Origin of the sequence: Paenibacillus glycinis (genome assembly GCF_009909185.1) — a bacterium.
GTDB classification, from domain to species: Bacteria; Bacillota; Bacilli; order Paenibacillales; family Paenibacillaceae; genus Paenibacillus_Z; species Paenibacillus_Z glycinis.
In genome coordinates this window covers 79,075-91,856 of the sequence record NZ_JAAAMV010000022.1, presented here as the reverse complement: position 1 = coordinate 91,856, position 12,782 = coordinate 79,075, and the positions used below count along the sequence as shown (strand labels likewise).

The window sequence follows — 12,782 nt, the reverse complement described above, 5'->3', positions numbered from 1 at the left end:
GTACAGACTATGGATCGTCAGCAGGATACGTATATGATCGGCGTCGATATCGGAACGACAAGCACCAAATCGGTGCTGTTCCGGGAAAACGGAGACGTCGTCGCCTCGGCTCACGGGGAATACCCTTTGCATACGCCGACGCCGGCCGTGGCGGAACAGGACCCCGAACAGATTTTCGCGGCGGTCGTCTCGACCATCATGCAGGTCATGGCGGGCATCGAGCCGGAGAAGGTGCTGCTCGTTTCGTTCAGCTCGGCCATGCACAGCGTCATCCCGGTCGACGCGGCGGGAAAGCCTTTGATGAACTGCCTGACCTGGGCGGACAACCGCAGCGCGGCATGGACCGGCCGCCTGAAGAACGAGATGAACGGGCAGGCGATCTACAGGCGGACGGGCACGCCGATCCACCCGATGTCGCCGATTACCAAATTGTTATGGCTGCGAAACGACGTACCGGAGGTCTTCAATCAGACGCGCAAATTCGTCTCGATCAAGGAGTACGTTTTCGCCAAGCTATACGGCGAGTACGTAATCGATCACTCCATCGCCTCCGCGACGGGCATGTTGAATCTGGAGAAGCTGGACTGGGACGCGGAAGCGCTCGAGATCGCGGGCATCGCGCCGGATCGGCTGTCTCGGCTCGTGCCGACGACGCACGTGATGCGCGGCATGAAGCCGCACTATGCGGAGGCGATGGGATTGCGGCCGGACACGCCGTTCGTCGTGGGCGCAAGCGACGGCGTGTTGTCCAATCTCGGCGTGGACGCGATCGAGCCCGGCGTCGTGGCGGCGACGATCGGCACGAGCGGCGCCATCCGCACGGTGGTGGACAGGCCGGTCACGGATCCGAAGGGGCGGTATTTCTGCTACGCGCTGACGGAGGACAAGTGGGTCATCGGCGGGGCGGTCAATAACGGCGGCGTCATCTTCCGCTGGTTGAAGGACGAGCTCGGCGGCTCGGAGATCGAGACGGCGAAGCTGCTCGGCAAAGACCCGTACGATCTGCTGACGCAGATCATGGAACGGGTGCGTCCCGGCTCGGACGGGCTGCTCTTCCACCCGTATCTGACGGGGGAGCGGGCGCCGCTCTGGAATGCCGACGCCCGCGGCTCGTTCTTCGGGCTGACGCTCCACCATGGAAAGCCGCATATGATGCGCGCGGTGCTCGAAGGCGTCAATTTCAATTTGTACGCGGTGCTGCAGGCGCTCGAGGAATCGACCGGCAAGCCGAAGCGGATCCACGCCACCGGCGGGTTCGCGCGTTCGCCTCTATGGCGCCAGATGATGGCCGATATCTTCAACCAGGAGGTCGTCATCCCCGAGAGCTTCGAGAGCTCGTGTCTGGGCGCGGTCGTGCTGGGCCTCATGGCGATCGGGCGAATCGATTCCTTATCCGCCGTCTCGCGGATGGTCGGCTCCACGCACGCGCACCGGCCGGACGCAAAAACAGCAGCCCTGTACCAAAGGCTGCTGCCGATCTACTTGCGGATTGCCGACAAGCTGGAGGACGAGTACGCGAACATCGCGGAATTCCAGCGCAGCTTGTTCTACTGATCGTATTACGGTTGCCCGGTATTGTGATTGACGGCGATCATGCCGATCACCTGCGGCGTGTCCGCGCTGCCGCCGAACCAAATCTCGCCGTTGCCTACCATGACGCCTTGATAGTTGACGAACAGATGATCGGCGTTTTGGTTCGCGATGGCGTCTTTGACCGCTTTGGTCATGATGGCGTCGTATTGGTCGACGAATTCATGCCGCGTCTGGATCATCGCGTGCTTGCCGATGGCCTCGTTCACCCGCAGCGGATAGAGAATATAGTTCGCGACCTCCGCCTTGTCGCCTTTCGCGATCGCGGCCTTGACCGCGTTGAAGGCGTTCAGGAACGCTTGCGGATCGTCGATGCCCGCCGCCGCGAACGGATTTTGCCCGTCCGCGATCTTGGTGGAGACGAGCGCGCCCGTGCTGACCGCAGGTCCGGCGTTGCCTGCGTCGTCGTTGGTTGAGGCGGCGCAGCCGACGTTCAGCAGCAGCGCCATCGATATGAGAACGGCCGCGAAGAGCCGCGAGCGTGAACGGGGCGAATCGAAACGGACGATGGGGACTCTCATTTTGCATGCACCCTTCCTTGTATAGCCTTATGCTTTCACTTTATGGACGAAGGGATACGAATTAATGTTTCGGCCAGGTCCCATGAAAAAAGTGGATCGGCAAAGACGCAGCAAAAAAACACGCCGGACGGCGTGTTTTTTGCGTTCGGGCGCATTGGCGCTAGGAACGGTCGAGAATCGTTCGGTACGTCGAGCGATCGCAGTGCTCCACGAGCTTCACGAGCAGTTCCTTGGCGGCGTCGTAATCGTCGGTATGCAGCACGGAAGCGGAAGTATGAATATACCGCGCGCACACGCCGACGACCGCCGACGGGATGCCGCTGCCCTGCGTATGGACGGCTCCGGCGTCCGTGCCGCCTTGCGAGATGAAATATTGGTACGGAATGCGATGCGTCTGCGCCATATCCAAGACATACTCCACCATCCCCCGGTGCGTCAGCATCGAAGGATCGTAGATGCGAAGCAGCGTGCCTTGGCCGAGCTGGCCGAAGGCGGATTTATCGCCGTTCATATCGTTGGCGGCGCTGGCGTCCATCGCGAAGAACAGATCGGGCTTGATCATGTTCGAGGACGTCCGCGCGCCGCGCAGGCCAAGCTCCTCTTGGACCGTCGCGCCGGAGTAAAGCACGTTCGGCAGCTTCTTGCCCTGCAGCTCCTTCAGCAGCTCGATGGCAAGACCGACGCCGTAGCGGTTGTCCCAGGCTTTGGCCATGATTTTCTTCGGGTTCGCGAGCGGGGTGAAGGGACAGTAAGGGACCGCCTGCTGGCCGATGCGGACGCCGATCTCCTGCGCATGCTCTCTGCTGTCGGCGCCGATGTCGATGTACATGCCTTTCACGTCCAGCGGCTTGCCGCGCGCCGCTTCGTCGAGCAGGTGGACCGGCGTCGTACCGATGATGCCGACCAACGGCCCGTGATCCGTCATGACTTGAATCCGCTGCGCCGGCAGAACCTGGCTGAACCAGCCGCCGAGCGTTTGGAATTTCAGCATGCCGCTCTCGGTAATGCCGGTGATCAGAAAGCCGACCTCGTCCAAGTGGCCGGCCGCCATGATGATAGGGCCTCCCTCGTCGCCGCGAAGCACGCCGAAGATGCTTCCCAATCGATCCTGCACGATCTCGTTCGTGTATTTTCCCATCTCGCCGCGGACAAAACCGCGCAGCTCCCGTTCGAAACCGGACGCCGCTTGATAGTCCGTCAAGGTCCGGAACAGCTCCATCGTTTCCTGGTTCATTCCACATTCCTCGCAATCCTTAAAGTAATGCGCTTCCCGCGCTTCGTCCTAACCATCTGTCGCCTAGGGTGCTTGAACCCGCGTCAGCTCCATAGTACCGCTTTTTTCCTTCCGGGTAAAATCCGCGCGTCGCTGGAGGTCCGCGGCGCAACAAAAAACGCCGACTTCGCGCGGTGGCGAAGTCGGCGGGGCTGCGAAACGGAATCCGCCGCTCAAGCTCGACGCATATGAATCCGACCTTGAATCTTGCTGCGCCGCATACCGGCGATCGCACCTCCGGCGCATGAAGCTTATTGCTGCAGCAGCTCCACGCTCGCGATGACGCCGCGGCGCGTATTCGCGTCGACCGGCTTGCCGTGCGCGAGCTCGAGTGCCCAGAGCACGGCGCCGGTCGCCGGCGGTACCTGCAGCAGCACGTACCTGCACGGCTGAACGACGAGCTCGGCCATGTAACTTTTGAAGCGATCGAACAGCAGCGGACTGTCCGCCTTGACCCACACGGAGCCCGCGAGCACGACGTCGATGATGTCTTCGCCGCCGAAATCGAGATGATGCAGGCAGCCGGCGGCGGAATGGGCCAGCTGCCTGGCCGAATGGCCGATGATGCCGAGGGCGGCTTCGTCGCCGGCTTCCGCGGCGCGCAGCAGAAGCCGGATCAGCTCGGTATTCGGCAGCGTCCGGCTCGCGGAACCTTCCACGGCGCATTCCATGAACGCTTCCTTCGCGGGCGCGCCGAGCAGCTTCATGACGGGCTCGGCCATCGACGTCGCCGGACCGAGCCGGTACAAGCTATCGTAGACGGCGCGCAGCACCTTTCGACCCAGATAGAAGCCGCCGGCTTCGTCGCCGGCCAGCTCGCTGCCGATGCCGCCGACCTGGAGCCGGCGGCCGCTCGGGGAGATGCCGCCGGCAACCGTGCCGGAGCCGTTGATGGAGCAGATGCCGTAGCCGCGGGCGATGCCCGCCTTGATGCCGAGGAAGGAGTCGTTATCGACGGCATAATTCGCGAACCCGAGCCGTTCGACGATTCGGCCGAGCTGCTCCTTCTGCGAGGGAATATCCGCGCCCGCGAGGCCGAACGCGCCGGCGGCGACCTGCGCCATCGTCAGTCCGTTGCGCGTCAACAACGCGCGGATATTCTCGTCCATGACGCGGAAAGAACTGGCGTACGCATCCGCGAAGCGTTCATGGCTGCAGGTGCCGGCGCCCAGATGATCGACGAAACGACCGTCGACGCCGAACAGGAAGTAATCGGTCTTGCTGTTGCCGCCGTCGACGCCGATAACGTAGCGGTCGCTCATTACGCGTTCGCTGCTTCCTTGAAGAACTGCGGCAGGTACTCCTTGTGCGCTTCCTTCAACTCCTCGAAAGCGCCGCGCGCCGCGTCGTAGTCGCCGACCAGCGGGTTCATCAGCAGCGCGCGCATGGCCGCGTCCTCGTCGCCGGCGATCGCGGCGGCGACGGTCTCGCGCTCGTACGCCTTCACCATCCGCATGTAATCGATGATATGCCGGTTGTCGAAGCCCTCGATCTTGACCGGCTTCGCGCCGTCCTTGCCGACGACCGCGCATACTTCGACGGCATCGTCGTCGCGCATGAAGTCGAGCGCGCCGTTGTTCAGCAGGTTCACGACATGCACTTCCTGCTTGTCGTTGTGGATCGCGTCGACGAGGCTGATCGCTACCTCGGAATAATTGGCGCCGCCGCGGGAAGCGAGCAGCTCCGGCTTGGCATGCAGCGCGGAATCGGAGTAGATATCCAGAAGCTCCTCCTCGATCTGCATGCATTTCTCGCCGCGGGACAGCTCCATGTCGAGGACGACCTGCAGCTTCTTGTTCTTGAAATAGTAATATTCCAGGTACGAGGACGGAATCGCGCCCGCCATCCGAATCAGCTCTTTGCTGAAGCCGCTGGCCGGGATGTTCTTCATCGTCTCGCTGTTCAGGCCCATCTCGAGCGCCGTCTTCAAATAATCCTTGCCGTCCTGCTCGATGCCGGTGATCCAGCTGAGGTGGTTCAACCCGACGTACTCGATGTTCGGACGGTCGAGCTGCAGCGACTCGCGGATGCTCTTGAACATGTTGTAGGGCACGTTGCACAGGCCGAGCATCTTGACGCCGGCATGGTTCAGGATGGCTTCGGTGATGATGCCCGCCGGATTGGAGAAGTTGATGAGCCACGCATCCGGGCACAGCGCCTTCATGCGCTCGGCGATCCGAAGCATGACGGGGATGGTGCGCATCGCCTTGAAGAAGCCGCCGATACCGCAGGTTTCCTGGCCGATCATGCCGTATCGGAGCGGAATCTTCTCGTCGAGCACGCGCGCCGGCAGCTTGCCGACGCGGATCTGGCCGAGCACGAAATCGGCGCCGGTCAGCGCTTCGTCCAAGTCCTGGGTCATCACGACGCGGCAAGGCATGTTCGCGGCGGCGATCATCCGCGCGCACAGCTCGCCGACGATGCGCAGCTTGCGCGCGTCGATATCCATCAGGACGAGCTCGCCGATAGGCAGCGCGTCCTTGCGCTTGATCATGCCTTCGATGAGCTCGGGCGTATACGTGCTGCCGGAACCGATAATGGCGATTTTGATGTTTGCTTTCTTCATGTCCTTCACCTCGGGTGTGGGGTTGCCGGGATAGCGGCATAATGTGAGGCCATTATAGCACGCAAGGGTTGATCCAACAATAAAAATCAGGTATAAAATTTCATATTGAATGTTTGTTTTGAAATAAAATTTCTAAATAAGATGTCCTAAAACATGACATGCAACGTCGCTTTTTTCTTGTGTTTTGCCATAAATACACTTAAGATAAGAGTGAATTCGAGAGGGACAAACTAGGCGGGTAGGGACGATTATGGCGATAAACGACAACATTTTGATCAAGATTCGGGACATGAAGGACAGCATGACGCCCGTTGAGAAGCTGGTTGCCGATTTTATATTGGAGAATACGGACGAAGTGCCGCATCTCTCGATCAAGAGCCTTGCCCAAATGAGCAAGACGAGCGACGCGTCCGTGCTGCGCTTCTGCAAAACGCTGGGCTACGGCGGCTATCGAAGCTTTATCGTCAGCATCTCGGCTTCGCTCGGCTCCAGGGACGAAGAGCAGAAGGACCAGTACACCGATATTCAGCCCGGAGACGACTTGTCCATCATCATCTCCAACATCTCCCGCAACAACATCAAGTCCATCGAAGACACGCTCAGCGTCATCGACCGCGAGCAGGTCGCCAAGGCCGTGAAGGTGCTTCGCGAGAGCAGCCGGATCGTGTTCTTCGGCGTAGGCGCTTCGGGGATCGTCTGCATGGACGCGGAGCAGAAGTTCAGCCGCATCAACAAAATGTGCCATGCTTACACCGACAGCCACAGCCAGCTGACCGCGGCCACGCTGCTCGGCAAGGGCGACGTCGCCTTCTTCGTCTCGAACTCCGGCGATACCGTGGAGATTCTCGATACGCTGGAGCTGGCGCAGAAGAACGGGGCGACGACGATCGCCATTACCAAATACAACAAGAGCGAGCTCGCGGACAAATCGGATATCCTGCTCAGCATTTCGACGCCGGAGCTGACCATGCGCAGCGGCGCGATGGGCTCGCGGATCGCCATGCTGACCGTGATCGACATGCTCTTCGCGGGCGTCGCGAGCGCCGAATACCAGAACGTGAAGAAGTATTTGACCAAGACGCATAACATCTTGTCGGGCAAGCATCGCAAATAAGGGAACGGGACATGGGAAAGCTAGCGCTGAACATGTCTTTTTTTATGGCCTCGTCCAAAATAAAAAAACAGTTATTAATTTTAGTATAAAATTTTATTTCAGAATCTATTGACGAGGATGGCAAGTCGACGTAATATGGGTCTTAAGAAATAACAAGTGTGTTAGATAACCTAACATCACGACTTGAGGGTAGGAGAATGGTTATGAACGAATATTTGGCGGGATTGACGACGGAGGAAATCAACCGGGACACGCTGATGATCGACGAATGCTCGACCGAGGACATGGTCCGCCTCCTGAATCAAGAGGATGCGAAGGTTCCTGCCGCGGTCGCCGCGGAAATTCCGCAGATTGCGAAAGCGGTCGATCTGCTGCATCGGCTGCTGAAGAACGGCGGACGCATGTTTTACATCGGAGCAGGCACTTCCGGCAGATTAGGGGTGCTCGACGCATCGGAGATTCCGCCGACGTTCGGGACCGACCCTTCGCTGGTGCAAGGATATATCGCCGGCGGGGACGTCGCGTTGCGGGTCGCCGTGGAAGGATTCGAAGACAGTGCAGAGGAGGGGGTAGGGTTAATCGATCGCTGCGGCATTACAGAGAAAGACGCGGTGATCGGCATCTCGGCCAGCGGAAGCGCAAGCTTCGTCATCGCCGGGTTGAAGCGGGCCGCCGAGCTTGGCGCGGCGACGATCGGCGTCGCGAACAACAAGAACTCCAGGCTCGCGGAAGTCTGCGACGTGTGCATCGCGCCCGTCGTCGGGCCGGAAGTCATCATGGGCTCGACGCGGCTGAAGGCGGGCACGGCGACGAAGCTGGTGCTCAACATGCTGACAACATGCACGATGGTCAAGCTCGGCAAGACGTACAACAACCTCATGGTGGACCTGAAAGCCAGCAATATCAAGCTGAACGACCGCTCGATCCGAATCATCCAAACCGCGACGGGCGCGGATCCGGAGACGGCAAAGCAGGCGCTTCAAGCGGCCTCCATGAACTGCAAGCTCGCCATTATGATGATCATTACCGGTTTGGACGCGGCGCAGGCCGAACAGGAGCTCGCGCGCAGCGAAGGCAGCCTGAAGACTGCGATCCGAAATTGCACGAAAGTCGGTTAACGAGGTTTGATCAGGACACTATAAATGCTGAATCCTTAAGGAGGATTATTCCTATGAAGACGAAATCCCGCGTTTTGGCATCCGTATTGGCACTCGGTTTATCCGTAACGACGCTTGCCGCATGTTCATCCAACAACGGCGATAACGGCGGCGCGAGCAACGCCGGGGGCAACGCGAACGCAGGCGGCGCGTCCGGCGCGAAGGATACGATCACGGCGCTGCTCCCGCCGGTATCCCCGACCTACCAGGACAATTTCGAGCAGATGGCCAAGGATTTCAACGCGGCGAACCCGAACTTGACGTTGAAGATCGAGCCCGCCAGCTGGGAAGACATGACGCAGAAGCTGGATACGCAGGTGAACGCGGGCAGCCCGCCGGACATCGCGTTCATCGGCTCGGACGGCATCTCCAAGTACGTGCAGCAGGGCATGCTGATGGATATCAAGGACGCGGCGACCTCCGACATGATCGCGGATTACGATCCCGCCCCGATGGAATACATGAAGAACGGCGACGGCATCTACGGCTTCCCGGCTTATATGGAAGCGCATGCGCTCGGCGGCAACAAGGAGTTCCTGGAGAAAGCCGGCATCGATTACAAGAGCGTGCAGAAAAACGGCTGGACCTATGACGAGTTCCGCGAAGCCATCAAGAAAGGCGTCGTGAAGGAAGGCGACAAAACGAGCCGCTACGGCTTCGTGTTCGCGACCGCGGGCGTCGCTTCCAAGGATTACTTGAACATTCTCGTCAAAAACGCCGGCATGCCGAACGCGTTCACGACGGACAACAAATACGCCTACACGAGCAAAAACTTCCTGGAAGTGCTGAAGGACATCCGCCAGCTGATCGACGACGGCTCCATGCCGAAGGAGCTGAGCTCCGTGGATGCGGGCAAACGCTGGAACATGTTCCTGACCGGCCAAACGATGATCACGGGCAAAGGCCTCGCGACGTTCGAGAACTCGGCGAACAAGAACAACGAGAAAATCGACGCCAATGACGGCAGCGCGGTCAAGGGCAGCATCAAAGCGGACTACATCGTTCTTCCCGTGCCTTCGTTCCTCGGCCAGCCGGCGGTCACGACCGTCGCGGTCGACGGCTACGTCACCTTCCGCGGCAAGAAAGAGCCGACGGCCGAGCATAAGGCGAACGTCGTCAAAGCGGCGTACTTCCTCGCCAGCGGCAAAGTCGCGGCAACGACGAACAACGATCTGTTCGTCGCGCATATTACCAAAACCGGCAGAACGGCGGCCGAAAGCATGACGGTCAACCGCAACCCGGACAACGTGGCGGCGGTCAGCACGCTTCTCTCCCATGCGGCACCGGCTCGTCCCGACATTCCGGTCGAGCTCGGCGCGAAAGCGATCAAGCTGGAAGACGAAGTGATGATTCCGAAGCTGCAGGCGCTGCTTGCCGGCGAGCTCAAGCCGGAGGACATGTACGACGCGCTGAAGAAAGCCGCGATCGACGCGTTCGGCGAAGACGGCGTCGTCAAGGACTGATTTTCCCATTCGGATAGCCGCTCGTATCCCAGGCGGCTATCCGAACTCATTTTACCGCGTGGCCACTGATCCGATTGCCGAAAAGAGGTGCTGCCTTCATGAACCCGTCCAAGAAATCATTCATCAAACGCAAATTCGGAGGCGATGCCGGCTGGGGATACATCTTCATCGCCGTCGCTTTGGTCGTCTTCGCATTGTTCACGGCCTATCCCGTCGCGAGCGCGTTCATTATCAGTTTCCAAGACTATAAACCGCTCGGCTCGACCTTCATCGGGTTGGACAATTACACCGAAACGTTCAAGGATGCGCTGTTCTGGCGCTCCATCCGCACCACGATCGTGTACACGATTCTAACCGTGCCAGTCGCGCTGCTGCTGTCGTTCGCGGTGGCGATTCTCATACTGCCTCTCAAGAAGTGGATGCAAACGACGTTCAAAGCCGTCTACTATTTGCCCGCGGTCGCGTCCGGGGTCGCGCTCTCGGTCGTCTGGCTGTGGATCTTCGACCCGATGGAATCCGGGATCTTCAACAAGCTGATCGGCCTCTTCGGCATCGGCAATCAGAACTGGCTCGGCTCGAGCAGCACGGCGATGTTCTCGCTGGTCTTCATGGCTTGGCTGTCGAGCCACGGCACGAGCATCATTATCTACTTGGCCGCTTTGCTCGGCATCGACACGAGCTACTACGAGGCCGCGGATCTGGACGGGGCGTCCTTCCTGCAGAAGCTGCGGTATATCGTCATCCCGTGCTTGAAGCCGACGACGCTGTTCCTGCTCGTCACCGGGGTCATCGGTTCCTTCCAGGTGTTCCAGAACGCCTATCTCATGACCGGAGGCGGACCGGACAACGCGACCACGATGGTCGGCCTGTTGATCTTCAACAACGCGTTCAAGTACTTCGAATTCGGCAAAGCGGCGGCCCAATCGCTCGTCCTGGCGGCATTCATCGCCATCGTAGCGTTGCTGCAATTCAAGTTTTTCGGCAAAGAAGTGGAATATTAGAGGAAGGAGGAAACGCAGATGTCGCTGTACAAAAATTATCCGGACCGCAGCAAAGGCAAGCTGTTCCGCAACGGCACGATCGTCGTGCTGCTGCTGCTCTTCGCGCTCGCTACCATATTCCCGATCTATTTCATGATCATCTCTTCCCTGGGCGATCCGGTCGAGGCGGGCGCGATGAACTACTCGCTGTTTCCGAGCAAAATCTCGTTCGCTTCCTATAAATTCTTCTTCGATTACAGCGAATATTCGCTCCGGTGGCTGTTCAATTCGCTCATCGTGGCCGGCAGCGTCATGCTGTCCAACGTGGTGTTCGCCAGCATGGCGGGCTACGCGTTCTCCAAGATCGATTTCAAGGGCAGATCGTTTCTCTTCACGCTGCTGCTCGTCGCCATGATGATTCCTTACCAGGTTACCCAAGTGCCGCTGTACATCCTGATCGTCAACGTATTCGATCTGCAGAACACGTACAGCGCGCTGATCGTGCCGGGTCTGGTGACGGTCTATAACATCTTCCTCGCGAAGCAGTTCATGTCGTCCATTCCGAAGGAAATCATCGAGAGCGCGAAGATGGAAGGCTGCAGCCAGTTCCAAATCTACGTGCGGATCATTCTGCCGTTATCCAAAACCGTCCTTGCCGTCATGGCCATCCTCACGTTCATGGACAGCTGGAATACGTTCTTCTGGCCGTTCCTCGTCACGAACACGATGGATATGCAGACGATCCAGGTCGGCCTCAAAAACTTCCGGTTCGCGAACACGACCTACTTCGCCCCGATGATGGCGGGCGCGACGATCTCCGCCCTGCCGATGTTCGTCCTGTTCTTCAGCCTGCAGCGTTACTTTCTCGAGGGCGTGACCGTCGGCGCGGTCAAAGGCTGATATGACGGCGGGCAGCGCGAAGACGCGCGCGGAGAGATACGCCGTCGGCTTGATGTCGGGCACGTCGGTCGACGGGATCGACGCCGCGGTGATCCGGATCGCCGGCGGCGAAAGCGATCGATCGGCGGCGCAGCTGGTCGCGTTCGCGAATACCGCCTATCCGCCGGCCGTGCGGGAGGCGATCTTCGAGCTGTTCGATCCCGCCCGCGCCACGATCGACCGGGTCGGCCGGATGAACGTCCGGCTGGGCGAGCTGTACGCCGAAGCGGCCCTGTCGGTCATCGCGGCCGCGGGTCTGGCGCCGGCGGACATCGCGGTCGTCGGCTCGCACGGGCAGACGATCTACCACGCGCCGGAGCCGCATATCGAGGACGGCCGCGATCTGCGCTTCACGGTGCAGATCGGCGAAGGCGCGGTGATCGCCGCGCGGACCGGCATCCCGTGCGTGTCCGATTTCCGGGTCGCCGACATGGCGGTCGGCGGGCAGGGCGCGCCGCTCGTGCCGTTCACGGAATATTTGCTGTACCGGGAGACGGAGCGGACGCTGCTGCTGCAAAACATCGGCGGCATCGGGAACATCACCGTGCTGCCTGCCGGCAGCGGCGCCGAAGGCGTATTCGCCTTCGACACGGGCCCCGGCAATATGCTGATCGACGGCGTCGTGTCGCTGCTGACCGGCGGGGAGCTGAAGATGGACGCCGGCGGCGCCATCGCCGCGTCCGGCCGCGTGAACGAAGCGCTGCTGAACCGGCTGAAGCAGGAACCGTATTACGCGCAGCCGCTGCCGAAATCGACCGGCCGGGAGCGCTTCGGCGCCGCGTACGCGGAGGAGCTGCTCGCGTATAAGCAGAAGCACGGCTTGTCCGCGAAGGACCTGATCGCGACCGTCACGATGCTGACGGCCTGGTCCATCGGAGACGCGTACCGGCGGTTCGCGGCGCCGCTGCATGCCGCGGACGTCATGCTGGTCGGCGGCGGCGGAAGCTATAATCCGACGCTGATCGGATGGCTGAAGCGGGAGATGGAACCGATGGGGGTGCAGGTGCTGATCCAGGAAGACATCGGTCAGAGCAGCGACGCCAAGGAAGCCGTGGCGTTCGCGCTGCTGGCGGACTATGCGATCGCGCGCAGGCCGAATAATTTGCCGAGCGTCACGGGCGCGAACCGGCCCGTCGTGCTGGGGAAAATCTCGTACTAGCACGAATACGAACATTTCAT

The 12,782-nt window shown here is 60.2% G+C and carries 11 protein-coding genes; 7 read left to right on the top strand and 4 right to left on the bottom strand.

The genetic code is table 11. From position 1 onward, the window contains the following. Window positions 1-9 precede the first annotated feature (9 nt). Window positions 10-1,554 carry a gluconokinase gene (gntK, locus tag GT019_RS22440; RefSeq protein WP_161745618.1) on the top strand — a complete coding sequence of 515 codons (1,545 nt, stop codon included), beginning with the start codon at window positions 10-12 and terminating at the stop codon, window positions 1,552-1,554. Window positions 1,555-1,559: 5 nt separating this feature from the next. Here gntK and GT019_RS22435 read toward each other — a convergent pair whose 3' ends face one another. The 4 genes from GT019_RS22435 to GT019_RS22420 form a co-directional block, all read right to left on the bottom strand. Next, the gene (locus tag GT019_RS22435) at window positions 1,560-2,111 is read right to left on the bottom strand and encodes a hypothetical protein (protein ID WP_161745616.1); all 552 of its coding nucleotides are present in this window, start codon (window positions 2,109-2,111) and stop codon (window positions 1,560-1,562) included. A gap of 160 nt (window positions 2,112-2,271) precedes the next feature. Further along, on the bottom strand, window positions 2,272-3,345 hold the full coding sequence (locus GT019_RS22430) for a M42 family metallopeptidase (protein ID WP_161745614.1): 1,074 nt from the start codon (window positions 3,343-3,345) through the stop codon (window positions 2,272-2,274). A 290-nt stretch (window positions 3,346-3,635) separates the two neighbouring features. After that, window positions 3,636-4,646 carry an N-acetylglucosamine kinase gene (locus GT019_RS22425; RefSeq protein ID WP_161745613.1) on the bottom strand — a complete coding sequence of 337 codons (1,011 nt, stop codon included), beginning with the start codon at window positions 4,644-4,646 and terminating at the stop codon, window positions 3,636-3,638. Beyond that, window positions 4,646-5,950, bottom strand: coding sequence for a 6-phospho-beta-glucosidase (locus GT019_RS22420; RefSeq protein WP_161745611.1), 1,305 nt, complete (start codon window positions 5,948-5,950; stop codon window positions 4,646-4,648). The genes GT019_RS22425 and GT019_RS22420 overlap by 1 nt, the downstream gene beginning before the upstream one ends. A 250-nt stretch (window positions 5,951-6,200) precedes the next feature. On the opposite strand from GT019_RS22420, the gene GT019_RS22415 reads away from it, so the two are divergent. The 6 genes from GT019_RS22415 (at window position 6,201) to GT019_RS22390 (ending at window position 12,762) form a co-directional block, all read left to right on the top strand. Beyond that, complete coding sequence (locus GT019_RS22415; RefSeq protein ID WP_161745609.1) at window positions 6,201-7,064, top strand: MurR/RpiR family transcriptional regulator; 864 nt, start codon at window positions 6,201-6,203, stop codon at window positions 7,062-7,064. 203 nt (window positions 7,065-7,267) lie between these two features. Beyond that, on the top strand, window positions 7,268-8,182 hold the full coding sequence (murQ, locus tag GT019_RS22410) for an N-acetylmuramic acid 6-phosphate etherase (protein ID WP_161745607.1): 915 nt from the start codon (window positions 7,268-7,270) through the stop codon (window positions 8,180-8,182). A gap of 53 nt (window positions 8,183-8,235) precedes the next feature. Next, the gene (locus tag GT019_RS22405) at window positions 8,236-9,684 is read left to right on the top strand and encodes an ABC transporter substrate-binding protein (protein ID WP_161745605.1); all 1,449 of its coding nucleotides are present in this window, start codon (window positions 8,236-8,238) and stop codon (window positions 9,682-9,684) included. Window positions 9,685-9,782: 98 nt separating this feature from the next. Continuing rightward, window positions 9,783-10,685, top strand: a complete 903-nt coding sequence (locus tag GT019_RS22400; protein WP_161745603.1) for a carbohydrate ABC transporter permease — start codon at window positions 9,783-9,785, stop codon at window positions 10,683-10,685. Window positions 10,686-10,703: 18 nt separating this feature from the next. Continuing rightward, a complete protein-coding gene (locus tag GT019_RS22395; RefSeq protein ID WP_161745601.1) occupies window positions 10,704-11,564 on the top strand; it encodes a carbohydrate ABC transporter permease in 861 nt (286 codons plus the stop codon). A gap of 1 nt (window position 11,565) precedes the next feature. Continuing rightward, on the top strand, window positions 11,566-12,762 hold the full coding sequence (locus GT019_RS22390) for an anhydro-N-acetylmuramic acid kinase (RefSeq protein WP_161745599.1): 1,197 nt from the start codon (window positions 11,566-11,568) through the stop codon (window positions 12,760-12,762). The last annotated feature ends 20 nt before the right edge of the window (window positions 12,763-12,782 follow it).